This window comes from Anaerococcus sp. HMSC065G05 (assembly GCF_001812365.1).
In the GTDB taxonomy this organism is placed as follows: Bacteria; Bacillota; Clostridia; order Tissierellales; family Peptoniphilaceae; genus Anaerococcus; species Anaerococcus vaginalis.
Window position 1 is genome coordinate 24,804 of the sequence record NZ_KV808725.1, and the last position, 25,901, is coordinate 50,704.

Here is a 25,901-nt window from a genome sequence, read left to right on the forward strand (position 1 = left end):
CTCCTATTCTGCAAGTCTAACTGGAAGTGCAAGATAAGTAAATTCTTCATCATCATATTTTGATTCGTTTGGATAAATTAGGCATGGATTTAAAGATGATTTTAAATGCATTCTTATAGTTTGGGTATCACAAGCCTTAACTCCTTCTATCAAATATCTTGCATTAAAAGCAATTTTTACATCATCGCCTTCTTTTTTAATTTGTAAAACTTCTTTCAAATCTCCAATTTCAGAATTTGATTCGATTAGGCACTTATCATCTTCTATATTTATTTTTATAAGATTTGCTCTTTGGGTATTGTTTAATAATTGAGCTCTTTCCAAAGAATTAATAAGTTCTTGCCTATCAACAACAAGGCTAGTTGTGGAAATATCTGAAATTATATTTGTGTAATCAATATAATTTTTATCAATTACCTTGCAATACATTGTAGTATCTCCAGATTCAAAAATTATATCCTTGTCGTCCTTATAAATTTTTGTAATTTTTTCATCATCAATTATCCTTGTCCATTCAGAAATAGATTTTCTTGGAATAATAAGCCTAGCCTTATCCATTGATGATGGATATGATAATTTTAATTTTTTAAGGGCAACCCTATAACCATCAAGGGCTACAAAATTTAAATATCCATCTTTTAATTCAAATAAAATTCCTGTAAGGGCAAGTTTTGTTTCGTCCAAGCTTGTTGCAAATTCTGTTTGTGAAATTGATCTTTTCAATTTATCATTTTGAATTTCTAAATAATCAACGCTTGGTATAGAGAAATTTTTCTTTTCATAATAATCAAAAGCTAGGATATTAAAGTTTGAACCATTGCATTTGATTTTTATTTTTGAATCTTCTAGCTCAATTTTTATTAGCTCATCTGGAAGTTTTCTTACGATATTTGCAATTATATTTGCATTTATTGCCATTTCGCCTTCTTGTATTACTTTACAATTAGCTTTTGTTACAATAGATATTTCTCCATCTGATGATGTTAGTGTTAAAGTATCATTTTTTGCTTCAAAGTATATTAATTCATGTATTTGTATATTGGTTTTTCTCGAAACAGCTTTCATAGCTATGGAAATTTTATTTGATAAATCTTTTTGTTGAATTTCTATTTTCATGTTTGCTCCTAACATATTATATAAACTTAGTAGTATTAGTATTAGGCAGTGTATATATGTGGATAAGTCTTACAAAGCTTTATTTATAAATTAAAAACTCAAATAATAAGTTTTGGATAAGTTTTTATAAGTCATCCACTTTTCCACACAATCCACAGGCTAAAATAATTTTTTTAGAAAGTTAAGCTTATAAACAAGCTTATCCTCAAACTTATACACAATTTGTGGATAACTAAGCTTTTATTTCTTTAATAATTTCTTCTATTTCTTGCCTAAAATCTTGGTCTTCTTCCATTAAATCTTTAATTTTATCATGACCATGCATAACCGTTGTATGATCTCTATTAAATTCATTGGCAAGACTTACCAAAGAAATTGATAAAAGATCCCTGCAAAGATACATAGCAATTTGTCTTGGCATAACTATTTCTTTTTTCCTAGATTTTCCTCTAAGATCAGCAAGTTTTACATGGTATCTTTCAGCAACTTTTTTTTGAATATCTTCTGCATTTATTTTTTTTCTATCATTATGAACTCTTGAACTTACACCAAGTCTTGCATCCTCAAGGCTTACAAATGATCTATTATTTGATTTTGCACAAGCAATTGAAGTTGCCAAGGCTCCTTCAAGATCCCTAATATTTGTTTCAATATTTTCTGCAATATATTCTAAAATTTTGTAATCAACGACAGCTCCAAGCTCATCTTGTTTTTTTTGTAAAATTGCAACCCTTGTTTCAAAATCAGGTTTTGAAATATCAACTATAATTCCCCAACCAAATCTTGATACAAGCCTATCTTCCAAGTGTTTGATTTCTTTAGGTGGTCTATCTGATGAAATTATAATTTGTTTTCCTTGATTATATAAATCTTCGAAAGTATGAAAAAATTCCTCTTGTGTACCAGTTTTATTGGCAATAAATTGAATATCATCAATCAAAAGCATATCAACAGAACGATATTTTTTCCTAAATTCTTCATTAGTATTATTTCTAACAGCAGAAATCATTTCATTAGTAAATTTCTCACTAGAAAGATACATCACATAGCAATCATCTCTTTTTTCAAGAATTTCATGAGCAATTGCCTGCATCAAGTGAGTCTTGCCAAGACCACTTGCTCCATAAATAAAAAGCGGATTGTAGACTCTTGAAACCTTATAATTAGCCATATTTTCAGCAACAGATTGGCTTGCTGCAAGAGCTAATTGATTTGATTTTCCTTGGACAAAATTTTTAAAAACATTATTTTTTTCAAGAAGAGGTTTAGGATACTTATTTACATTATTAAGTCTTAGTTGCCCATCATCATCAACATTTTTTCCAAGACTTAAAACTTCATCATAATTAGGTCCATCTTTGGCAACAATTTCAATTTTATATGCCGTATTTTCTCTCTTATTTATATCATTTAAAATAGACTGGAGTTGAGGAACCCAAATTTGGTCAAAAATAAACTTAGTATCATTTTTTGGAATTTCTAAATAAATAGTATCTTCATACTTATTTAGTGGTTTTAAAATTCCAATCCAAGTTTCGTATTGTTGAAGATCTGGAACATTCATTTTCATTTTTTCTTTTAATTCATTAGTTATGTATTCTAGATTCATCTTACAGCTCTCTTTCATAAAATATTATCCACACTTAACAAAATAGTAAATTGTAATAAGTTAATTATATTTTTCGACTTATCCCCAAATTTTGGATAAGTTGTGGATAACTTTAATGTGGATAGGATAAATCTTTATTTTTAGAGAAAATTTTTGCTTATTTTTAAAAAAATAAAATAATACAATTAATTTATCCACAAAAAATATAAGCAAATCAATAAAAAATAGACTTATCATCATCTTTTACACAAGAGATTATACACTAATATAGCCATTTTGTAAAGTTATCCACAAATTGTTGATAAGTTTGGGATAAGATAAATAAATTTAAATTTAGAAAAATTAAAACTATGTGGATAATGTGGATATCTTGATAAAATATAAAAATTTGTAAATATTTTTATGAGTAAATCTTTGATTATAGGAATTTATTAAAAAAATATTTCAAGAAATTTAAAAATTATTCAAATAAAGAACAATCAAAATTGTATGTGTATAAAATATAATTAAAAAAACTTATCCACACATAAATAATAATTTAAATTCGATGGATATTTGTATAAAATTTATAAAACTTATATTAGCATTAAAATTTTGAAAAAAATTAGAAATTTACACACAAAAATTTTAAATTCTTAAAAATTTAAAGAATTATTTTTTATTTTCAAATAAAAATATAAACCTATAAAATTTAAGCATTAATTTTTAATTTAAATTTTTGTATTTTTATATTTAAAACCTTGACTTTCTACCATTATTTAAATATAATAAAAGACAGCGTAAAATAATAGGAGGTGATAATATGAAGAGAACTTATCAACCAAATAGAAGAAAAAGAAAAAAAGACCATGGCTTTAGAAAAAGAATGTCAACTCCCGCTGGTAGAAGAGTTTTAAAATCCAGAAGACAAAAGGGAAGAAAGAAATTATCTGCATAATAAAAAAGCTGCGGCTTTTTTATATTGTAGATAAGTTAGAAGTTAGGTTTTATTCTTATGGAAAAACAATTTAGTTTAAGAAAGAATGTAGACTTTGAAAGAGTTTATAAAAAATCTAAGCACTACTACAATAGAGATTTTACCGTTTTTATAAAAAATAACGGTGTAAATAGGCCAAGGTTTGGCTTTTCTATTTCTAAAAAAATAGGCAAGGCAAATCAAAGAAACAAACTTAAAAGAAGACTTAGGGCAATTGTTTATGAAAATTATAGGAATATTAATAATGTAGATATAATTATTATTCCAAAAAAACATACCACAGATTTTACTTACCAAAAACTTAAATCTTCTTTGGGACACGTACTTAGTAAAGCCTTTAAGGACAAGAAAATTAGATATGTTAAATAAACTTTTTCTAATATTAATTAGATTTTATCAATTGTTTATTTCTCCACTATTAGGCTCTGGAAAATGTAAATATTATCCTACTTGTAGCCAATATGCTATTGACTGTTTTAAAAAGTACAATTTTTTTAAGGCCTTTTTTAAGGCTTGTTGGAGAATTCTAAGGTGCAATCCTTTTTCTAAAGGAGGATACGATCCGGCCTAGCAATTGATTTTTTATATTTACACTAGAGATTAGGAGAGATAATGTTAAGTTTTATAGCACAAATATTGGGTAGCTTAATGAAATTTATTTATGATTCTTTAGTAAATAATTTTACTGAACCATCTAATATAAGTTTTTATGCTATTTCAATAATTTTAATGACAGTTTTGGTATCATTAATTACTATACCAATGACTATGAATCAACAAAAACAAGCAGCAAAAAGTGGAGAAATTCAGCCAAAAGTTGAAGAAATTAAGAAAAAATATGCCTACGATCCTCAAATTATGCAACAAAAAATGCAACAATTATATAAGGAAGAAGGCGTAGGACCAGGAATATCTTCATGTTTGGTTATGATTTTCCAATTATTAATACTTTTATCTTTATATAGGGTTATTCAAAATCCAAATAAATTTATATTTGCAGGTGAAATGCACCAAGTTAAAGATAATTTTTTATGGGTACCAACCCTTTCTAAGGCAGATCCTTTATTTTATGGTTTGCCACTTTTAACAAGTATAAGCCAATTAGGTGTTCAACTTTTCACAATGAAAACATCACCTCAAGGTCAAGCTCAAAATACTCCTGGTATGGGTTCTATGAATAATATGCTTTTGGCTATGCCAGTAATTTATTATTTTGTATTTAGAAACCTTCCTGCAGGTTTGCCTTTATATTGGACAACAAGCTCACTTGCAAGACTTTTAATTCTTGGAGGGCAATATTTAGTTGGCCTAAGCAAAAGAGATAAAGAGGAAAAAGATGAAAAGATCAATAGTAAAAACAGCAAAAACTAAAGATGAAGCTATTAATGAAGCTTTGAAAGAAATTAATAAATCAATAAATGAAGTTGATATTGAAGTTATAGAAGAAGAATCTACAGGATTTTTAGGTTTAATTGGACAAAAAGATGCTGTTGTTAAAATTTCTTATGATGAAGATATTAATGAGGGAATTGATTCATTAATGAAAGAAATTGAAGAAGATAGCAAAAAAGAGCTAGAAAAAGAATTTGATTTGGAAGATTTATCAGAAAAAATAGAAGAAGAAAATTCTTTTGAAGATAAATTAGATGAAAAAGAAAATTTGGATGAAATAAATGAATCTTTTGAAGACTTAATAGAAGAAGATTTTGAAGATGAATTAGAAGATTCTGACCAAAAAGAAGACGAAGTAAGTCTTTATTATAAGGCAAAAGATTTGTTAGAAGAAATTTTAATCCAAATGCACTTTGAAGATGTAAAAGTTATTGGAAATTTAGAAGATAACATAATTAAGCTAGATGCAAAAATTGATCCAAAAGATACAGGAATCGTAATTGGAAAAAATGGAAGAACCCTTGATGCAATTGAAACTGTAATAAGAAAAATTATAAAAGCAAGATCAAACAAGGTTAAGCTTAATATAGATATAAACAACTACAAAAAAAGACGCGATGATAAAATTGTATTGCTAGCTGATAAGGCGTGCAAAAAAGTTCTAAAAACAAGAAAAAGTTGGAACTTAAAATATATGAATTCCTATGAAAGAAGACTTGCTCATGAGCAAATTTCAAAATATGATAAGCTTGATTCTCACTCAGAAGGAATTGAACCAAAAAGATACGTTGTAGTTGATTATAAATTAGATTAATATAAAGGATGTTTCACGTGAAACATCTTTTTTAATTGGTAAAATTAATGTATAATATGGAAAGAATGAAAATTTTGTTTATGTCAAAGGTAAACAGTCATTTTAGAAAGGATGAATTATGAGTGAATCTACAATAGCAGCAATTTCTACGCCACAAGGTAGTGGTGGTATATCTATAGTTCGTATGAGTGGCGATAAATCTTTTGACATTATAAAAAAGATTTTTAAGCCAATAAATAACAGGGCTTTAGATAAAGAAAAAGATAATAGGATGATGAGATACGGTCATATAGAAAAAGACGGCCGTATTTTTGATGAAGTTATGGTTAATTTTATGAAAGGACCAAACACCTACACAAGAGAAGATATTTGCGAGATAAATTGCCACGGTTCAATGATTTCTGTAAGAGATATTTTGAATTTATTATTGGATATGGGCTGTGAGCTTGCAGATAGGGGAGAATTTACCAAAAGAGCTTTTCTTAATGGAAGAATAGATTTATCCCAAGCTGAGGCAGTTCTTGATATTATAAATTCAACCAATGAATTATCACAAAAACAAGGCTTAAAGCATTTATCAGGTTTGTTAAGAGAAAAAATTGAAGAAATTAGAAATATAGAACTTGAAGCTTTATCAAGAATAGAATATTCAATTAATTTTACCGAAGATGGAGAGGATTTGCCACTTGATAATATTATTGCATTTATGCAAAAGGCATATGATGAAATAAAAAAACTTCTAGCAACAGCAAATAAGGGAAAACTTGTTAAAGATGGGATTGAAACAACTATAATTGGCAAACCAAATGTAGGAAAATCCTCACTTTTAAATGTTTTATTAAATGAAAACAGGGCAATTGTTACAGATATTCCTGGAACTACAAGAGATTCTATAACTGAGTATATAAATCTTGGGAATTTAACTTTAAAAATTAATGATACGGCAGGAATTAGGGAAACCCACGATGAAGTTGAAAGAATTGGAGTGCAAAGATCAAAAGAATTAGCAGAAGATGCAGATCTTATTATAGCAATATTTGATAGGTCCAGAAAACTAGATCATGAAGATAAGATGATTTTGGATATGTTAAAGGGAAAAAATGCTATTATAATCTTAAACAAAATTGATTTGGATTCAAAAATTTCAAAAAGTGATTTTGATGATTCTTTTAAAATTATCGAAACATCTATGGTTTCACGAGATGGAGTTGATAAATTAGAAGGGGCAATTTTTGATATTTTTGATTCAAAAGAATTAAATAAAGAATCTTTGATGATTACAAATCTTAGACATGAAAGATTATTAAATTCTTCAAGAAAAAAATTGGAATCATCATTAAATGATATAAAAGATTTTGTTCCTATTGATTGTGTAGAAGTTGATTTGAGATCTTCTTATGATGATTTGGGACTTATAATAGGAGAAACTGTTTCAGATGAAATAATGGATAAGGTATTTAGGGAGTTTTGTGTTGGAAAATAATAAGTTAGAAAATAAAAATCATAAATATATAGACGAAGCCTATGATGTAGTTGTTATAGGTGCAGGTCATGCTGGTTGTGAGGCGGGTCTTGCCTCTGCTAGGCTTGGATTTAAAACTTTGGTTCTTACAACAAGTATGGAATCGGTGGCTGATATGCCATGTAATCCTAATATTGGAGGAACTGGAAAGGGACATATAGTAAGAGAAATTGATGCTTTGGGTGGAGAGATGGCAATAAATATTGACAAAACCTTTATCCAATCAAGGATGTTAAATACATCAAAAGGTCCTGCGGTTCATTCATTGAGAGTTCAAGCTGATAAAATCAAATACCATCAAGAGATGAAAAAAACTCTTGAAAATCAAGAAAATCTTGATTTGTTTGAACAAGAAGTAGATAAAATTAATATTGAAGATGGGAAAGTAAAAAGCGTTGAAACAATTCAAGGGGCAATTTTTCCTACAAAAGCTTGTGTGGTTTGTACAGGAACATATTTAAATGGAAAAATTTTGATGGGAGATTTTCAAAAAACATCAGGTCCACACGGTTTATCTGCAGCAACTCATTTATCCGATAGTTTAGAGCAATTAGGTTTTTCATTAAGACGTTTTAAAACTGGAACCCCAGCAAGAGTTGATAAAAAAAGTCTAGATCTAACAAAGACTGAAATTCAAAAAGGAGATGAAAATGTTGTTGCCTTTTCATTTTTAAATGAAGATAAAGATTTTTCAGATAAAAAACAAGAAGCCTGTTATTTGACTTATACAACAGAAAAAACTAAGGAAATTATTATGGAAAATTTGGATAGGTCACCAATGTATGCAGGCCTTGTAAAAGGAATTGGTCCAAGATATTGCCCATCAATTGAAGATAAAATGGTAAGATTTCCAGATAGGGATATTCATCAAGTTTTTATTGAGCCTGAAAGTCTTTCAACAGATGAGATGTATATTCAAGGTGTATCATCAACTTTGCCACAAGAAGTTCAAAAAGAATTTTATAAAACTATAAAGGGCTTGGAAGAATGTAAGATAATTAGACCTGCTTACGGAATTGAATATGACTGCCTTGATTCTACAAATTTAAAAAGAAGTTTAGAGTCAAAAGAGATTGAAAACTTATTTTTTGCAGGACAAATAAATGGTTCAAGTGGATATGAAGAAGCCGCAGGGCAAGGTCTTATTGCAGGAATAAATGCAGCTTTAAAATTAAAGGGAGAAGATGCCTTAATTCTTGATAGGTCTGATGCTTATATTGGAGTTTTGATTGATGATTTAGTAACTAAGGGAACTAATGAACCATATAGGATGATGACTTCAAGGTGCGAATATAGACTTACAATGAGGCAAGATAATGCTGATTTTAGGCTTACAGAAAAAGGACATGAAATAGGACTTGTATCAGATGAACGTTATGAAAAAATGGTGATAAAAAGAGAAAATATTGAAAAAGAAATTTCTAGATTAAAAAATGTAATGATTAGTCCTAACGAAGAAAATAATGAAATTCTAGAAAAAATAGGTTCAAATCCTATAAAAACTGGATATAGTTTGTTTGATCTTATAAAAAGACCAGAATTAACCTATAAAAAATTGGAAGTTTTAGATCCTGATAGACCAGAATTGCCAAAATTCCAACAAATTCAAGTTCAAACAGAAATCAAATATCAAGGCTATATCAAAAAACAAATGGCAGATATAGGAAAATTCAAAAAACTTGAAAACAAAAAACTAGACCATGATATTGATTACAGTAAAATCAATGGATTAAAAAAAGAATCCGCAGAGAAATTAAATAAAATAAAGCCAGATTCAATTGGTCAAGCCTCAAGAATTTCAGGAGTTTCGCCAGCTGATATAAATGTACTTCTTATAAGACTTAAGGCAGGAGATTTAAATGGATAAGTTTAAAATATATGAACAAATGCTCATAGAAACAAATAAAAAATTTAATCTAACAAGCATTGATGATCCAAAAGAAATAAGGATAAAACATTTTGAAGACTCTCTTACTATAAAATCATATATAAATAAAGGAATGAAAGTCTTGGACATCGGATCAGGAGCTGGATTTCCAGGAATACCTCTTAGAATTGAAAAAGATTTTGATTTAACTTTGATTGATTCTGTAAATAAAAAAGTAAATTTTATGAATGAAGTAATTGAAAAATTAAATCTTGAAAATGCGAAAGTTATTCACGTCAGAGCAGAAGATTATGCAAAAGATCATAGAGAAGAATTTGATATGGTTATTTCAAGAGCAGTTGCAAACTTATCAACACTTTCAGAATATGCTCTTCCATTTTTAAAAGTTGGCGGAATATTTATAGCAATGAAAGGCCCCAAAGCAGAAGAAGAATATGAACAAGCACAAAATGCTTTGAAAATTTTGGGAGGAGAATTAATTAATATTGACACAATTGATCTTTACGGAAATACAAGAAAAAATATTTTGATAAAAAAAGTAAGGTCAACGAAAAAAAAATATCCTAGAGGAAAAAATCAACCAAAGAAAAATCCTTTATAAAAATAAAATAAATAAAAGAAAAAATGTTTCACGTGAAACATTTTTTTATTGAAAATATGTTATACTATTATAGAGAAAAGAGGATTTATGAAAGCACAAATTTTTTCTGTAGGAACAGAAATTTTATTAGGAAATATTACAGATACAAATTCGAAATTTATAGGGCAAAAACTTACAGAATATGGAATAGATGTCTATAAGATGGTAACTATTGGAGATAATTTTGATAGATTGTACCAAGCAATGAAAAATGCTTATGGAAAAGTTGATTATATTTTTGTAACAGGAGGGCTTGGACCAACTGAAGATGACATAAGCAAAGAAGTTGCCATAAAAGTTATTGGAAAAGAAGACCAAGTAGAAATTGATAAAAAATCAAAAGAAAGAATTGAAAGTTATTTTTCTAATAACAAAAAAGCTGTTAAGGTAAATTTAAAGCAAGCAAAATTTCCAAAAGGTGCAATCATTTTAGATAACGACAAAGGAACAGCTCCAGGTTGCATAATGGGAGATAAGACTAAGATAATTCTTCTTCCTGGACCACCAAGAGAAATGGAATATATGTTTGAAAATAAACTTTCAAGTTATTTAAAAAAAGATGCTATTATTAAATCAAAGAATTTAAGAATAGGACTTTTGGGAGAATGGGATATGGCAAATAGAATTGATTTGTCATCAACAAACCCTACAATTTCTCCTTATTTTGATAATGAAGGTGGATTTTTAAGAATTACTGCAAAGGCTAAAAGCGAAAAAGAAGCAGATTTTTTATTAAATGAAAAAGAAAAAGAAGTTAAAAATGTTTTTGGAAATTTGTTTATTTCCGATGATGGTTTGAGAAAAGAAGAAACTTTAATAAATTTATTAAAAGAAAGAAATGAAAAAGTTTCTACTTGTGAATCTATAACTGGGGGATTGATTGCTTCATCAATAATAGATATAAGTGGTGCAAGCCATGTAATAGAAGAATCTTATGTAACTTATTCAGATAAAATTAAAGAAAAGATTTTAAATGTTTCACGTGAAACATTAGAAAAATATAGTGCGGTAAGTGTTGAGTGTGCAAACGAAATGGTGGAAGGCTTATACAAAATTACAAATTCAAGTCTTTGTATAGGCTCAACTGGATATGCCCACAATGGAGAGGTAATTCTTGCAATAAAATATAAGAATCAAAAAGTTATAAAAAAATTTCAATTTTCTGCTGATAGGAACAAGGCAAGACTTTTTGCAAAAAATCGAGCCTTGGATCTTGCTATAATTATTATGAGAGGTAAGTATGAAGACAATATCGATATTTAATCAAAAAGGTGGAGTAGGAAAAACTACAAGCGTTGTAAATCTTGCGGTATCCTTGTCAAAACTTAATAAAAAAGTATTGGTTATTGATTTTGATCCACAAGCCAATACAACAACAGGCCTTGGTTTTGATAAAAATGAACTTGAAAAATCAATATATAAGATGTTTTATGATGAAGGGGATAATTACAAGGATTATATTTTAAAAAGTGAGGAAGGTCCTTATCTAATAGCTAGCGAAAATTCCTTATCAGGACTTGAAGTAGAGCTTGTAAGTATTGATGAAGAAGAAAGATTGAAAATGCTTAGCCAAATCATTGAAGAATTAAAAAAAGATTTTGACATTATTTTGATAGATTGCCCGCCATCTTTGGGACTTTTGTCTTTAAATGCTCTTGTAGCTAGTGATTCTATAATTATTCCTATTCAAACAGAATATTATGCTCTTGAGGGAGTGAGCGAACTATTAAAAACTTATCAAACAATAAAAGAATCCATAAAGGAAGATTTAGAAATTGAGGGAGTTTTGCTTTGTATGTTTGATAAGGATACGGATTTATCTTATGAAGTAGTAGAAGAAGTAAAATCATTTTTTAAAGAGAAGGTATTTTCTACTATGATTCCAAGAAATATAAAACTCGCAGAGGCGCCATCATTTGGAAAATCTGTTATATCTTATGATGAAAAATCTAAGGGAGCTAGAGCTTACTTGTCTTTGGCAAAAGAGCTTGTAGAAAATATTTTTGGAAAAAAGGAAAACTTAGATAAAAATTTAAAGATTGAAGAAAAAAATGATAATTTAAATAATGCTGAGATAAAAAATTCAGAAAAAACTAAAGAAATCCGTGATGAAAAATCTAAGGAAGATAAAAACATAGTTAAGAATGATAAAAAAGAAAATTCTGATGAGACAATAGTAAAGAAAAACAAATTTTCTTTTAATCAAAATAAACTAATAAATAATGAAAAGAGGGATTAGCTATGACGAAAAAAACATTGGGCAGAGGACTTGGATCCCTAATACCAGAAAATAACAAAAAAAATAAGGCCATAGTTAGGATTCCTTTGGAAAAAATTTATGCTAGAGATGATCAACCTAGGAAAAATTTTGATGATAAATCACTTGAAGGTCTTAGTCAATCAATAGAAAAATATGGCTTATTAAACCCAATTGTTCTTAAAAAAAATGGGATAAGATATGAAATAATTGCTGGAGAACGTAGATTTAGGGCAAGTAAGCTTTTGGTTTTAAAAGAAATTGATGCAATTATAAAAAATGTAGATACAAAGGATATTGATATTTTATCTATTGTTGAAAATGTTCAAAGGGAAGATTTATCTGGTCTTGAAGAGGCTAATGCTTATAATGAGCTTTCAAAAAACTATGGTATGACTCAAGATGAAATAGCAAAAACTGTTGGTAAATCAAGATCTTACATTGCAAATACCCTAAGACTTTTAAAACTTGATGAAAATTCAAAAAAAGAGCTTGAAGAGGGAAATATTTCTTCATCACAAGCAAGAACACTTCTTTCTATAAAGGATGAAGAATATAGAAAAAAAAGCCTTGATGATTTTAAAAATAAAAAAACAAATATAAGAAAAGTTGAAAAGATTAGTTCTAGAAATAACAAAAAAAATCAAAAGGAAGATAATTTAGATAGGATTTTATTTGAGGATTTTGAGGAAAAATTTATTGACCTACTTAATTCAAAGGTAGAAATTAAAAAAAATAATGAAACTTATAGGGTTACTATTGATTGTTTTTCTATTGAGGAGATAGAAAATTTATATTGGAGATTAAAAAATGGAAAAGAATAAAATGATAGATTTTTCTGTAGACCATCTTATAGAAAATACCAGAAAAAAAACAGCTAATCCAGGAGGAGGGGCTATAACAAGTCTTGTTGGAAACCTAGGTTTAAGCCTTATTTTGATGATGGCAAAAAAAGATTATAAGGATGAAAAATTAAATAAAAAATCCAAAAAAATTGAAGATAAATTCAAAAAATACTCTGAAGAATTAAAAGAACTTATGCAAGAAGATATTGATAAGGTAAATCTTTTAATAAAAGCTTATAAAAATAAGGAAATAAAAAATTACGATGACTATATTATAGAGGCAAACAAGGCTCCAAAAAGAACTATAGAGCTTATGATAATTGTTATGCAAGATTGTGATTTTATTTTAAAATATGGAAATATTGATGCGATTTCTGATGGAGAAATAGGACTTAGACTTGTAAAAGAATCAATCCATTCTTCTTTTATAAACCTTATTTTGAATGAGGAAAATATTACTGATCCAAATCATGAAAAAACAAATTACAAATCTATTATAAATTTCTGTGATAAATTATATAAGGATAATATGAAAATCATCGAAGAAAGGGAAAAGAAATGGGACAAATAATAGCTATAGTAATCTTATTTATTCTTGTTATTTTTGAATATTCTATGATAAAAGCTAATAATAACAAACTAAAAAGACAAAAAAGAAGATACGATCATCTACTTAGGGGCAAAAATCCTGATGTAAATCTTGAAGAATTAATTTTACAATTAAATGACCAAATCGAACAATCAAATAGGGAAATCAAATCTCTTGACCAAAGATCATCAGATACAAAAAATACTACAATGGGAGCTGTTAGCAAAATGGCAGTTGTTCATTATGATGCTTTTGATAGCCAAAGAGGAAGAAATTCGTTTTCATTAACTCTCCTAGATTCATATCATAATGGAATAATTCTTACAAATTTATATTCACAAGATGGCTCAAATACTTACTTAAAAGAGATTACAAATGGAGAGTGTGACATAGAGCTTTCCGAAAGGGAAAAGGAATCTTTAGAAAAAGCAAAATTATAGAAGATAATTAAAATTATTGGGGTATAATATTAATGCTAAAATCGATTTATGATTAGGAGGTAATTATGGCAAACGATGGAGTTATGGAACTTGCTACTGAAAATATTAGGGGCAAAAATCGCAAAATAGTATTTCCAGAAGGCAATGACTCAAGAGTATTAAGAGCAGCTATTAGACATCAAAATGATGGTCTTATAGTACCAATACTTTTAGGAGATAAAGAAGAAATTCAAAAAGTAGCAGAAGAAGAAGGGGTAAAATTAGGAGATATTCAAATAATAAACCCTAGAGAAAGCGAACTACTTGATGAATTAGTAGATAAATACGTTGAACTTAGAAAAGGCAAAAACACCAGAGAAGATGGTGAATATATACTAAAGAAAGATAACAATTACTTTGGTACAATGCTAGTTCAAACTGGAAAAGCTGACGGAATGGTTTCAGGAGCATCAAATCCAACTGGAGATACTGTAAGACCAGCCCTACAACTTATCAAAACTAGAAAAGGTGTAAATAGGGTATCCGGTGTTATGATTATGCTTGGACCTAATGGAGAAAAATTATTATTTGCAGATACAGCAATAAATATTACTCTTCAATCAAACGAACTTGCAGAAGTTGCAGTTGAAGCAGCAAAAACAGCAGAAGAATTTGGAATTGAACCAATAGTTGCTATGCTATCATTTTCAACAAAAGGATCTGCAAAACACGAACTTGCAAGAAAAGTAGAAGAAGCTACAAAACTTGCAAAAGAAATGGATCCAAATCTTAAAGTTGATGGAGAGATGCAATTTGATGCAGCAATTTCACCACAAGTTGCAAGAAAGAAAATTCCTAATTCAGATGTGGCAGGAAAAGCAAAAGTATTTATTTTCCCAGACCTACAAGCTGCAAATATTGGATATAAAATTGGACAAAGACTTGGTGGATACGAAGCTTTAGGACCAATACTTCAAGGATTAAACAAACCAGTTAACGACCTTTCAAGAGGATGTAACGAAGAAGACGTATATAAATTAACAATACTAACAGCAAATCAAGTTAGAGATTAATAAATTTATAAATTAAAATAAGCAAAAGAGACAGTCAATTGATTGCCTCTTTTGTTATACAAAAAATTAATATATAAAATATAAAAATAATAAAACAAAAAGAGGTGATGATAATATTTAGAGAAGAAATAAAACAAAATTCTAAAGCTGTTGTTACTATAGCAGTTTTAGTTTTAATTTTAAATTTATTTAGACCAGTAGAAAACAAAATTATTATAAAATTTTTAATAGGATGTATTGGGATAATTTTTGGTCTTTCTATTTTTCTTACTGGAGTTAATCTATCAATTTCAAAAATTGGAACATATATGGGAGATTTTATTGCAAAATCTGAAAAAATAATTAAAGTTATTATTTTTGGAATTTTTATAGGATTTATAATTTCAATTGCAGAACCAGATCTTTTAATTTTAGCAAATCAAGTAAGAAGTGCTATTGGTCTTTCTTCCTTATTAATAGTAGCCATAATTTCGATTGGGGTTGGCTTTATGATTTCTCTTGGTCTTTTTAGGATATTTAAAGAAATAAAACTTTCAACACTTATGTTTATAATTTATGGTGTGATTTTTATTTTAATGTTTATAGTAAATGATTTGGGTCATGCTATAGCTTTTGATGCATCGGGAGCAACTACGGGCGCAATGACAACTCCCTTTATTATTGCTCTAGGTCTTGGAGTAAGTAAATTAAAGGGAGAAAAAAAGGGAGAAGAAAATTCCTTTGGCCTTGTAGGAATCGCATCAACAGGACCAATTCTTGCGGGACTTTTGATGACTATGTCTATAAATTCAAAAAATATTTTGCTAGAAGAACAAGCTCATCAACTAGCTTTGATTTCAGGATTTAAATCGGCAAGTTTTGCAATTTTGCCAATAACTTTGGTGTTTTTCATAATGGATAAGCTAGTTTTTAAAATTAAAAATAAAAAATCAATAAATCTTGGTTTGATTTACACTTACCTAGGACTGATAATATTTTTGGCAAGTGTAGAAGGTGGATTTATGGAACTTGCAAGACTTATGGGTGAGAATTACTCTGATTTTAGATTTGTACCTATCATTGGATTTGTTTTGGGTCTTTTGGTAGTTTTGGCAGAGCCTGCTGTTTTTGTTTTGGCAGAACAAGTCGAAGAAGTTACAGGAGGTTCGATCCACAAATCTTCAATAATGAAAGCTCTTTCTGTTGGAGTTGCTTTTGCAGTTATGCTTGCTATGCTTAGAATAAAAATAGAAGGCTTTAAATTATGGATGATAATTGTTCCAGGATTTTTAATAGCTCTAATTTTATCAAGAAATGTATCCCAACTTTTTGTAGGAATTGCTTTTGATTCGGGAGGAGTTGCATCAGGGCCAATGACTGCGACTTTTATATTAGGTTTTTGTCAAGGAGTTGCAGGAAATATTGATGGTGGATTTGGAGTGATTGCCTTTGTAGCTTTAATGCCAGTGATTACAATTATGATAATGGGATCTTTTTATAAGGAGGCCATAGAAGGATAATGAAATATTTAAGAATAATAACACCAAGATCAAAAGGGTCAAAAATCATGAATCAATTAAAAGAAAAAGGTGCTAAGTCAATATCTTGCCTTTTGGCAGAAGGATCTGCCAATGCACATATTCTTGAAATTTTAGAAATTGATAAGGAAAAAAAAGAAATAGTTTCAGCACTTGTAAATGATGATTTGGTAAATGATTTATTAGACCAAATAAAAGATAAATTTGATAAGAAAAACACATCTATAATGTTTACGACACCAGTAGATTACAAAGGAGAAATAGATATGGAATATGAAGCTTTGTATGTGATAGTTAATAAAGAAAATGCAGATAAGGTTATAGAAATATCCCAAAAAGAAGGAGCAAAAGGCGCAACTGTTGTTCATGGCAGAGGATCTGGAATTCAAAAAAAATCTGTGTTTTTAAATATGACTATAGAGCCTGAAAAAGATATTGTCATAATGCTTATAAAAAAGGAAATTTCAGAGAAAGTAAAATCATCAATTTATGATGCAATGAATTTGGATGAAAATTCAAAAGGGATTTTATTTTCACTTCCTGTCACAGATGTGCGCGGGCTTGTTGAGCAAAATTAAGACGGTATAATTTAAAGAGAAAAAATGGAGGATATTATGAAAGAAATAAATACAAGTGAATTTGATACACACGTTTTAGAAAACGAAGGAATAGTTTTAGTGGATTTTTCAGCAACTTGGTGTGGACCTTGCAAAATGCAAAAACCAGTTCTTGAAGAAATGGAAGGCGAAGTTGATTTTGAAATATATTCAGTAGACGTAGATGAAAATCCAGACCTTGCAGGAAGATATAATGTAAATGCAGTTCCATCAATGATGTTATTTAAAGGTGGAGTTTTAAAAAACACTCTAGTAGGTTTTCAAGCTAAAGAAGTAATTCTTGAAGAAATAGAAAAACTTAAATAATGGATTATGATTTAATAATAATAGGATTTGGGCCTGCAGGAATTTCTGCAGGTCTAAATGCTAGTATAAGAGGAAAAAAAGTTCTAATTATTGGAAAAAAATCAAAAGCCTTGGAAAAAAGTCCCTCAATAAAAAATTATTTGGGATTTAGTGATATAAAAGGTTTGGACTTATACAATAATTTTATACACCATATAAAAAACTATCCTGTTAAGATATTGGATAGGAAAATAAAGGCAGTTTATGCCATGGGAGAATATTTTTCAATAGATTTGGGCGAAAAAATGCTTACATCAAAAGCTTGTATAATTGCAACAGGAATTGATATGGGAAAAAGCATTGAAGGAGAAGATGAATTTTTTGCCAAAGGAATTTCTTATTGTGCAACTTGTGATGCCAGCCTATATAAAGGAAAAAAAGTAGTCTTGGTTGGATATAATGAAGAAGCTATTGAAGAAGCAAATTTTATAAATAAAATGGCAAGCCAAACAATTTTTGTAAATCCTAGTAAAAAACCTATAGAACTTGACGATGGAATTAAAATTATAAACAAAAAGCCAAAAAAATTTCTAGGAGCTTTGAAGGCCGAAAGTCTTATATTAGAAGATGGGGAAGAATTGAAGGCTGATGGATTTTTTGTAATAAAAAATTCTTCAAAACCAAAAAGTCTTGTACCATCAGTGAAAATTGAAAATAGCCATATAAAAGTAGACTTAGATATGAAAACAAACATAAAAGGTCTATTTGCCTGTGGAGATATAGTTGGCACACCTTATCAAATAAATAAGGCGGTAGGTCAAGGACAAATTGCTGGATTAAATGCGGCAACTTATATAAGTAAAAATAAATAAAATGTTTCACGTGAAACAATTAATGTCATGCAATGAAGTGTGGCATTATTTTTTTGCTTAAATTTATTTTTAAAAAAATCCATTTATATTTATTTTTTATGCTTGGAGATTTTTTTTGATTTCAAAAAAATTTATCATAATGTTAGCTCTAATAATATAAAAATTGTAAAAAACATAATTAATACATAATTAAAATTAATTATCAAAAATATTCTTTCTTTTTACTTGAAAATTGTCGTATTATATGTAGAATAATATTTAAGTAGATTATTCTATTCTAGATTACAGTCTATAAATTGTAAGGAGGTTTATATGACAAGAAAACACATAGAATTTTTTGAATTTAATAACTCTATATTTTCAATGATTAGGGAAATATCACATAAGATAGATTTGCTTTTACAAGAAACAGCTCAAGAAATGGGCGTTACAACTCTTCAACTTAAAATGATTATGACTCTATCAGCATCTGATGAATCAGTTTCTATAGGAAATCTTGGTAAATCAATTGGAGTAAATGGCGGAAATATTTCTAATATTTGCAAAAAATTGGAAAAACAAGGATTTGTTGATAGAAATAGATCTGATGAAGATGAAAGAGTTGTTAATGTGAAATTAACACAAAAGGGTTTTGATGCTGCTGAAAAGGTAAGCAAATATTTTGATAAAATTAGACCTAAAGAAGACGAAAAAAGAATAAATTCTAATTTAAAAACAATAATTAATGAATTAGATTCACTAGATAATTTATTAGACGATTACATTGTTAGGAGTGGTTTATAGATGCCATCATTTAAAAAGGGCAAAAGGCCTCTAGTCTATTATTGGATTATTGCCATTGTGGCCTTTTTGGTTATTCAACAAATTTTGCAACCAATTAGGGCTGAGGGAAAACCAAAAGAGATAACTTATTCTCAATTTGTATCAATGATTGATAATGGACAAGTTAGAGAAGTTACAAAGGATGATTATAATTACACTTTCACAGCGGTAGTTGATGGAGATAAGCAAAAATTTATCACAGGCTTGTGGCCTGATACTGACCTTACTGAAAGACTTCTTGAGGCTAGCAAAAAACACAAAAACTTGACCTTTACCAAGGAAGTTGAAACAAAGATGAGCCCATGGCTTACCTTGTTTGTTACAAGTATTTTGCCATTGTTGTTTTTACTTTTAATATTTTATATGGCAAATAGGTCTTTATCAAAGACTATGGGAGGCCGTGGCGGCGGAGACTTTATGAATTTTGGTAAATCAAACGCCAAAATTTATATGGAAAACAAAACTGGCAAGACTTTTGCAGATGTAGCAGGTCAAGAAGAAGCGAAAGATAGCTTAAATGAAGTAGTAGATTTCTTGCATGGACCACAAAAATACAAGGAAATCGGTGCAGTTTTACCAAAAGGAGTACTTCTTGTAGGCCCTCCAGGAACAGGTAAGACTCTTCTTGCAAAAGCTGTTGCAGGAGAGGCAAATGTTCCATTTTTCTCAATTTCAGGTTCTGAATTTGTAGAGATGTTTGTAGGAATGGGTGCTAGCAAGGTTCGTGATCTTTTCAAACAAGCAAAAGAAAAAGCACCTTGTATAGTATTTATCGACGAGATAGATGCCATTGGTAAAAAACGTGATGTTTCAGGATATTCAGGAAATGACGAACGTGAGCAAACACTTAACCAATTGCTAAACGAAATGGACGGATTTGATGCGACTGAGGGAGTAGTTTTATTATCTGCAACCAACAGACCAGAAATTCTAGACCCAGCTCTAACAAGACCAGGACGTTTTGATAGAAGGGTTCAAGTAGAACTTCCAGATTTAAAAGGTCGTGAAGATATATTAAAAGTTCATGCAAAAAAATTAAGCGTGAAGATGAAATTGATTATGAAGAAATAGCAAAAAGAACTGCAGGAACAAGCGGTGCTGACCTTGCAAATATTGTAAACGAAGGAGCTTTGAGAGCTGTTAGGGAAGGACGTAAAAAACTAACTCAAACAGACCTTGAAGAATCAATCGAAACAGTTATAGCTGGTGCTCAAAAGAAAAATGCAGTTATTTCAGACGATCAAAAGAAAATTATCGCTTACCACGAAGTAGGACATGCTCTTGTTGCAGCAATTCAAACACAAAAAACCCCAGTAACTAAAATTACAATTGTGCCAAGAACTGGTGGAGCTTTGGGTTATACAATGACTGTCGACAAAGATGAGAAATTTATAATGACAAAACAAGAGCTATTTGATGAAATAGTAACCTTGGCAGGTGGAAGAAGTGCAGAAGAATTAATATTTAATGCAAAAACAACTGGAGCAAGCAACGACATAGAAAAAGCCACAGCCATAGCAAGAAATATGGTAACAATTTATGGTATGGATGATGACTTTGACTTTATGCAACTTGAACAAATCCAAGGAAGATACCTTGGCGGTCAAAGATCAATGATAGTTTCAAATGGAACTGGAGATAAGATTGACCAAAAGGTTGGAAAAATAATTGCTCAAGCTCACATGAGAGCTATAGAAATTTTAAAAGATAATTTAGAAAAACTTCATGAAATTTCAGATTTCCTTTTAAAAGAAGAAACAATTACAGGCGAACAATTTATGGAAATATTAAATAAAAAACCTGTAGAAAATAAAGAAAATCCTAAAGAAGGACCTTCAAATGAAAATAAATTAGAAGAAAAAGCAATTGAAGATGAAATAAAAACATCAGATGACAAAAAAGAAAATTCTAGCGAAATTTCAAATGAAGATTTGAAAAAGGAATTGGAAGAAACTTTGAATGAAAATGAAGAAAAATCTTCAGATAAAGATTTAGATGATACAATAGCCCTAGGCTCAAGTGAACAATCAAATCAAGAAGATGAATAATAAAAAGAGCCTAATTGGCTCTTTTTGTTTTAAGGAAAAAAGATTAAAAATAGAAAATAAAAATTAACTTCAAATTAAATGTTTTGGGGTTTTGAGGTTTATATGGAATATATAATTAGAATTGAAGATAAAAAAGATAGTTTTACTCAGACAGATAAAAATATTGCATCTTATATATTAAACAACAAGGACTTGATAATAAAACAATCGAGCATTGACCTTGCAAAAAATACAAAATCATCTCAGGCTGCTGTTACAAGATTTGTAAAAAAAATCGGCTATAATTCCTTTGTGGATATGAAAATATCAATTGCAAAAGCCTTTGAAGAAGAAAGTGATTTTATAGAAGATGAAATAAAAAAATCTGACAAAACAAAGGATATAATAAATAAGTCTAAAGCAAATATACAAAAAACAATAGAAAAAACTTATGCATTAATTGATGAAGAAAAAATTGAAAAGGCGTGCCAAATTTTAAATAAGGCTAAAAAAATTTATCTTTCAGGAGTGGCAGGTTCTGGACTTATATGCGAAGATTTTTATTATAAATTATTAAGGGCAGGGGTAGATGTGTATTATGAGAAAGACGCCCATACAAATCTTTCAAGAATTTCTCATATAGGAAAAAAAGATCTTTTAATTGCAATAACTTATGGGGCAAAAACAAAAGAAGTCTTGGAATCATTTAATTATGCGAAAATTAAGGGAGCATCTCTTATAAGCATAAGCAAAAATGAAAATTCAAAACTTGCAAAAGATTCCGATGTTTTTATAAAAATTCCATCAAGTGAAAAAGAAATTAGGTATGGAGCAATTGCGTCGAGATTTTCATCCCTAATCATAACGGATATTTTATATTTTTCTTATATAGGATTAAATTATGATTATGTAGTGGATAATTTAAAAGTTACCAAAGAATTTACAGATAAACTTAAAATTTAATTTTAAAAATATAAAGAAACGCTTGAAATTTTATTTCAAGTGTTTTATAATGTAAATGTGAAAAGCTTTTCTAGGAGAAAAAGGAAGTATTTATGTTAGGTTTTAGTTTGTATCTTAATCAAAATAAAGAAGAAATTATAAAAAAGCTAGAAGAATTTAAAAATTATGATTTTTTGTTTACATCTATGCACTATCCTCTAAAAGACGAGAATATGGATAAATTATTGTGGCTTTTAGATATGTTAAAAAATTCAAAAACGAAAGTTTGTGTAGATTTAAATGGAGAAGTTTTGGAAAAATTTCCTAAACTTTTAGATTTAAACATAATAATAAGGCTAGATTTTGGATTTAATAATGAACTTATAGCAAAATTATCTAAAAAAAATAAATTAGCTATAAATGCATCGACCATAGATTATAATAATCTAATGGATTTGAAAGAAAAAAATTCGAATTTTTCAAATATTAGTGCTTGGCATAATTATTATCCTCTTTCATATTCAGGACTTGGAAGTGATGAATTTATTAAAAAAAATAAAATGTTAAAAGCATTTGGCATTGATATTTTTGCTTTTTTTCAAGGAGATAATAATTTTAGGGGACCAATGTTTGAAAGTCTTCCAACTTTGGAAGAAGATAGGTGGGAAAATCCTTATTATTCTTATTTGAAACTTAAAAGAAAGTATAAAATAAAAAATCTCTTGTTATCTGAAGGAATCTCACAAAAAAATAAAAAATATATAGAAGATTATGAGAAAAATAAGCTAATAAATTTAGATGTTTTTTTGGAAGATGATTATAAAGATTTGAAAAAAATTGAAGTTAGAGAGGATATAAGCGATTATTTGATAAGAAATAAAAGGTCTTATAAATTGATTGAAAAAATCGATAATAGAAAAATAAAAAAGGGCGATTTAGTAATTTTAAATAAAAATGCCAAAAGATATTCTGGAGAGCTTGAAATAATTAGAAAAGATATAGGAGAAGATAAGATGAGAAATATCATTGGACATGTAGATAAGTCTCATCTTGGAATATTAGATTTGATAGGAGGAAGTGATAGACTTGTCATCAACAGAATCAAGAAATAACAAGAGCAAGGGTTTGGACACCAAGTCAACTCTAGAAATTTTAAAAATAATTAATAATGAAGACATGACAATAGCTAAAAAAGTTGGTGAAAAAATTCCAGATATTGAAAAATTAACAGATGCTATTGTTGATGTATTTAAAAAGGGCGGTCATTTATATTATATTGGCGCAGGAACTAGCGGAAGGCTTGGAGTTTTGGATGCGTCTGAAGCATTTCCAACTTTTTCCGTAGATAAAAATATGATAAAAGGAATTATTGCAGGAGGAGATAAGGCACTAAGAAATCCAATTGAAAACGCAGAAGATGATGAAAATTTGGCAAAAAAAGATTTGCTAGACCATGGATTTACAAAAGATGATTTGCTTGTAGGAATAGCAAGCAGTGGAAGAACGCCTTATGTTATTGGGGCATTAAAATATGCAAAAAAACTTGGAGCAAAAACAGGTTCCATAACTTGTAACATAGGTTCTGAAATTTCAAAATTTGCAGATTATCCAATAGAAATAGATACAGGAAGCGAAGTTTTGACAGGTTCTACTAGAATGAAAGCAGGAACTGCAACAAAAATGGTTTTGAATATGATTTCAACAACTTCAATGGTAAGAATTGGAAAAGTTTACGATAATCTTATGGTTGATCTTAGAGTATCAAATGAGAAATTAAAAAATAGGGCTTTAAAAATGATTGAAGATATTTGCAATATTGATAAAAATCATGCAGAAAAATTACTAGATGATGCAGATGGCAGGGTAAAATGTGCAATTTTAATGGAAAAAAAATCAATTAGCAAAAAAGAAGCACTTGAATTGTTGGAAGAAAACGAAGGATTTTTAAGAAAGGGAATACAATGAAACAAGATAACAAAAAAATCGCCACAGACCTTATAGAAAATTTTGGTGGAAAAGATAATATAACAGAAGTTATAAATTGTATGACAAGAGTAAGGGTAAAAGTTGTAGATGAAAGCAAGGTAAATTTCAAAGAAATTGAAAAAATTGATGGAGTTTTGGGAGTTTTAAAAGGCGAACAAATTCAAATAGTAACAGGCCCTGGCAAAAGTGAAAAAATAGCAAAAGAAATGTCAAATATGGCAAATGCAAAATTTTCTGAAGAAATGGAAAGTGATATAGAAAAAAGAACTAGAGAAAATAAAGCAAAAGTAAAAGAAAAACAAAATAAATCAAAATTTAAATCATTTTCAGCAACAATAGCATCAATTTTCGTTCCATTAATACCAGCTTTTGTAGGAGCAGGATTAATAGGTGGAATAGCCTCAGTTATGCAAAATATGATAACAGCAGGTTCACTTTCACAAGAAAATTTTGGAGCAGTACTTCAAGTTTTAAATATAATAAAAACCGGACTTTATGGATATTTGAATATATTTATAGGAATAAATGCAGCAAGAGTCTTTAAAGGAAACGAAGGTTTGGGTGGAGTTATAGGAGGAATGGTATATCTTTCAGCAATGAATCCAGACGAGCCATTAAAAAATATGTTTTTAGATTCAGCCCTACTACCAGGACAAGGTGGAGTAATTGGAGTAATTCTTGCAGTATTTATACTTGTAAAAATTGAAAATGCCCTTCACAATATAATTCCAGATTCACTAGATATAATTATTGTTCCAACAATATCCTTATTAGTTACAGGAATTTTGACAATATTTATAATAATGCCAATAGCAGGATTAATATCAAATGGACTTATCGGAATAATTAATTCTGTAATAGAATTAGGCGGAGCAGTTGCAGGATTTATTCTTGGTGCAGTATTTTTACCAATGGTAATGCTAGGACTACATCAAATTTTAACACCAATCCACATTGCAATGATTGAACAACAAGGTGCAACATATTTATTGCCAATTCTTGCCATGGCAGGAGCAGGACAAGTAGGAGCTGCAATAGCAATACTTGTAAAATGTAGAAAAAATAAAAGATTAACAGAAATAGCAAAAGGTGGATTGCCAGTAGGGATTTTAGGAATTGGAGAACCATTAATTTATGCCCTAACCCTACCAATGGGAAAAGCATTTATAACAGCATGTCTTGGCGGAGGAGTTGGAGGAGCAATAATTGGTGCAATAGGATCAATTGGAGCAACAGCTGTTGGCCCAAGTGGACTTGCACTAATTCCACTAATTTATAATGGAAAAGCCCTAGGATATATATTTGGACTTATCGGTGGATATGTTGGAGGATTTATACTAACATATTTATTTGGAATAGATAAAAAATATATAGACGGAGGAGACTTAGTAGATAGTATAGATTTTAAATTTTAATTAAATAAAAAAATAATCTTGCCTTAGGGCAGGGTTTTTTTTGCAAAAATTTCTTTGAAATAAAAATTATTTTAAAGAAAAAATTAATAAGTTTTAAAAACATACAAAAAAATGGACTTTTACCTCTTAAATTTTGGTAAAAATCCTTTATGTAAATAGTCTCAATTAAGAGACTATACAAAAACAATTTCTCTTAGTGTCAACGATAATTGTCTTGCCTTTTCATTGTACTCAATTGTTAAAAAAAATCAAAACTTATTTTCTTATCCTTGATTCTT

25 protein-coding genes and 1 pseudogene are annotated in these 25,901 nt (G+C 28.9%); 24 read left to right on the forward strand and 2 right to left on the reverse strand.

What is annotated here, in order from left to right; all coding sequences use genetic code 11:
- Positions 1-3: 3 nt before the first annotated feature.
- Positions 4-1,116, reverse strand: coding sequence for a DNA polymerase III subunit beta (gene dnaN / locus HMPREF2852_RS08230; RefSeq protein WP_070607560.1), 1,113 nt, complete (start codon positions 1,114-1,116; stop codon positions 4-6).
- A 232-nt stretch (positions 1,117-1,348) separates the two neighbouring features.
- Entirely contained in the window at positions 1,349-2,725 is a 1,377-nt protein-coding gene (gene dnaA / locus HMPREF2852_RS08235) for a chromosomal replication initiator protein DnaA (protein ID WP_070607563.1), read from the reverse strand.
- A gap of 802 nt (positions 2,726-3,527) precedes the next feature.
- Between dnaA and rpmH the strand changes: the two genes are divergently transcribed.
- The 24 genes and pseudogenes from rpmH to HMPREF2852_RS08355 all read left to right on the forward strand — a co-directional run bounded on the left by rpmH (position 3,528) and on the right by HMPREF2852_RS08355 (position 25,623).
- Positions 3,528-3,662: a 50S ribosomal protein L34 gene (rpmH, locus tag HMPREF2852_RS08240; RefSeq protein WP_004815746.1), complete on the forward strand. Its 135-nt coding sequence runs from the start codon at positions 3,528-3,530 to the stop codon at positions 3,660-3,662.
- A 57-nt stretch (positions 3,663-3,719) separates the two neighbouring features.
- Positions 3,720-4,070: a ribonuclease P protein component gene (gene rnpA, locus HMPREF2852_RS08245; protein WP_004839608.1), complete on the forward strand. Its 351-nt coding sequence runs from the start codon at positions 3,720-3,722 to the stop codon at positions 4,068-4,070.
- Positions 4,060-4,272, forward strand: coding sequence for a membrane protein insertion efficiency factor YidD (gene yidD / locus HMPREF2852_RS08250; RefSeq protein ID WP_004839607.1), 213 nt, complete (start codon positions 4,060-4,062; stop codon positions 4,270-4,272). The genes rnpA and yidD overlap by 11 nt, the downstream gene beginning before the upstream one ends.
- Positions 4,273-4,313: 41 nt before the next feature.
- On the forward strand, positions 4,314-5,072 hold the full coding sequence (locus HMPREF2852_RS08255; RefSeq protein ID WP_004839606.1) for a YidC/Oxa1 family membrane protein insertase: 759 nt from the start codon (positions 4,314-4,316) through the stop codon (positions 5,070-5,072).
- Entirely contained in the window at positions 5,038-5,907 is an 870-nt protein-coding gene (gene jag / locus HMPREF2852_RS08260; protein ID WP_070607566.1) for an RNA-binding cell elongation regulator Jag/EloR, read from the forward strand. Before HMPREF2852_RS08255 ends, jag begins: the two co-directional genes overlap by 35 nt.
- Before the next feature lie 118 nt (positions 5,908-6,025).
- Positions 6,026-7,390 carry a tRNA uridine-5-carboxymethylaminomethyl(34) synthesis GTPase MnmE gene (gene mnmE / locus HMPREF2852_RS08265; protein ID WP_070607569.1) on the forward strand — a complete coding sequence of 455 codons (1,365 nt, stop codon included), beginning with the start codon at positions 6,026-6,028 and terminating at the stop codon, positions 7,388-7,390.
- Positions 7,380-9,296 carry a tRNA uridine-5-carboxymethylaminomethyl(34) synthesis enzyme MnmG gene (mnmG, locus tag HMPREF2852_RS08270; RefSeq protein ID WP_070607572.1) on the forward strand — a complete coding sequence of 639 codons (1,917 nt, stop codon included), beginning with the start codon at positions 7,380-7,382 and terminating at the stop codon, positions 9,294-9,296. The genes mnmE and mnmG overlap by 11 nt, the downstream gene beginning before the upstream one ends.
- Positions 9,289-9,918, forward strand: coding sequence for a 16S rRNA (guanine(527)-N(7))-methyltransferase RsmG (gene rsmG, locus HMPREF2852_RS08275; RefSeq protein WP_070607575.1), 630 nt, complete (start codon positions 9,289-9,291; stop codon positions 9,916-9,918). The genes mnmG and rsmG overlap by 8 nt, the downstream gene beginning before the upstream one ends.
- A gap of 87 nt (positions 9,919-10,005) precedes the next feature.
- On the forward strand, positions 10,006-11,220 hold the full coding sequence (locus tag HMPREF2852_RS08280) for a CinA family nicotinamide mononucleotide deamidase-related protein (RefSeq protein WP_070607580.1): 1,215 nt from the start codon (positions 10,006-10,008) through the stop codon (positions 11,218-11,220).
- The gene (locus HMPREF2852_RS08285) at positions 11,198-12,196 is read left to right on the forward strand and encodes a ParA family protein (RefSeq protein ID WP_070607583.1); all 999 of its coding nucleotides are present in this window, start codon (positions 11,198-11,200) and stop codon (positions 12,194-12,196) included. Before HMPREF2852_RS08280 ends, HMPREF2852_RS08285 begins: the two co-directional genes overlap by 23 nt.
- A 2-nt stretch (positions 12,197-12,198) precedes the next feature.
- Entirely contained in the window at positions 12,199-13,038 is an 840-nt protein-coding gene (locus HMPREF2852_RS08290) for a ParB/RepB/Spo0J family partition protein (RefSeq protein ID WP_070607586.1), read from the forward strand.
- Positions 13,025-13,630, forward strand: a complete 606-nt coding sequence (locus tag HMPREF2852_RS08295; RefSeq protein WP_070607589.1) for a cyclodeaminase/cyclohydrolase family protein — start codon at positions 13,025-13,027, stop codon at positions 13,628-13,630. The genes HMPREF2852_RS08290 and HMPREF2852_RS08295 overlap by 14 nt, the downstream gene beginning before the upstream one ends.
- Positions 13,618-14,088, forward strand: a complete 471-nt coding sequence (locus HMPREF2852_RS08300) for a DUF4446 family protein (protein ID WP_019118847.1) — start codon at positions 13,618-13,620, stop codon at positions 14,086-14,088. Before HMPREF2852_RS08295 ends, HMPREF2852_RS08300 begins: the two co-directional genes overlap by 13 nt.
- 65 nt (positions 14,089-14,153) lie before the next feature.
- A complete protein-coding gene (gene pta, locus HMPREF2852_RS08305) occupies positions 14,154-15,140 on the forward strand; it encodes a phosphate acetyltransferase (protein ID WP_019118846.1) in 987 nt (328 codons plus the stop codon).
- Between the two features lie 107 nt (positions 15,141-15,247).
- The gene (locus HMPREF2852_RS08310) at positions 15,248-16,639 is read left to right on the forward strand and encodes a DUF1538 domain-containing protein (RefSeq protein ID WP_070607592.1); all 1,392 of its coding nucleotides are present in this window, start codon (positions 15,248-15,250) and stop codon (positions 16,637-16,639) included.
- Positions 16,639-17,235 carry a P-II family nitrogen regulator gene (locus tag HMPREF2852_RS08315; protein WP_070607595.1) on the forward strand — a complete coding sequence of 199 codons (597 nt, stop codon included), beginning with the start codon at positions 16,639-16,641 and terminating at the stop codon, positions 17,233-17,235. The genes HMPREF2852_RS08310 and HMPREF2852_RS08315 overlap by 1 nt, the downstream gene beginning before the upstream one ends.
- A 24-nt stretch (positions 17,236-17,259) precedes the next feature.
- On the forward strand, positions 17,260-17,580 hold the full coding sequence (locus HMPREF2852_RS08320; RefSeq protein WP_004839593.1) for a thioredoxin family protein: 321 nt from the start codon (positions 17,260-17,262) through the stop codon (positions 17,578-17,580).
- Complete coding sequence (locus tag HMPREF2852_RS08325) at positions 17,580-18,431, forward strand: NAD(P)/FAD-dependent oxidoreductase (RefSeq protein WP_070607598.1); 852 nt, start codon at positions 17,580-17,582, stop codon at positions 18,429-18,431. The genes HMPREF2852_RS08320 and HMPREF2852_RS08325 overlap by 1 nt, the downstream gene beginning before the upstream one ends.
- 312 nt (positions 18,432-18,743) lie before the next feature.
- The gene (locus tag HMPREF2852_RS08330; RefSeq protein ID WP_004839591.1) at positions 18,744-19,214 is read left to right on the forward strand and encodes a MarR family winged helix-turn-helix transcriptional regulator; all 471 of its coding nucleotides are present in this window, start codon (positions 18,744-18,746) and stop codon (positions 19,212-19,214) included.
- Positions 19,215-21,301, forward strand: a pseudogene (ftsH, locus tag HMPREF2852_RS08335) (ATP-dependent zinc metalloprotease FtsH).
- Between the two features lie 102 nt (positions 21,302-21,403).
- Positions 21,404-22,243 carry a MurR/RpiR family transcriptional regulator gene (locus HMPREF2852_RS08340; protein WP_070607602.1) on the forward strand — a complete coding sequence of 280 codons (840 nt, stop codon included), beginning with the start codon at positions 21,404-21,406 and terminating at the stop codon, positions 22,241-22,243.
- A 92-nt stretch (positions 22,244-22,335) separates the two neighbouring features.
- Positions 22,336-23,334: a MupG family TIM beta-alpha barrel fold protein gene (locus tag HMPREF2852_RS08345; RefSeq protein WP_070607606.1), complete on the forward strand. Its 999-nt coding sequence runs from the start codon at positions 22,336-22,338 to the stop codon at positions 23,332-23,334.
- Entirely contained in the window at positions 23,300-24,187 is an 888-nt protein-coding gene (murQ, locus tag HMPREF2852_RS08350; RefSeq protein WP_261668278.1) for an N-acetylmuramic acid 6-phosphate etherase, read from the forward strand. Before HMPREF2852_RS08345 ends, murQ begins: the two co-directional genes overlap by 35 nt.
- The gene (locus HMPREF2852_RS08355) at positions 24,184-25,623 is read left to right on the forward strand and encodes a PTS transporter subunit EIIC (RefSeq protein WP_070607612.1); all 1,440 of its coding nucleotides are present in this window, start codon (positions 24,184-24,186) and stop codon (positions 25,621-25,623) included. Before murQ ends, HMPREF2852_RS08355 begins: the two co-directional genes overlap by 4 nt.
- Positions 25,624-25,901: the final 278 nt, after the last annotated feature.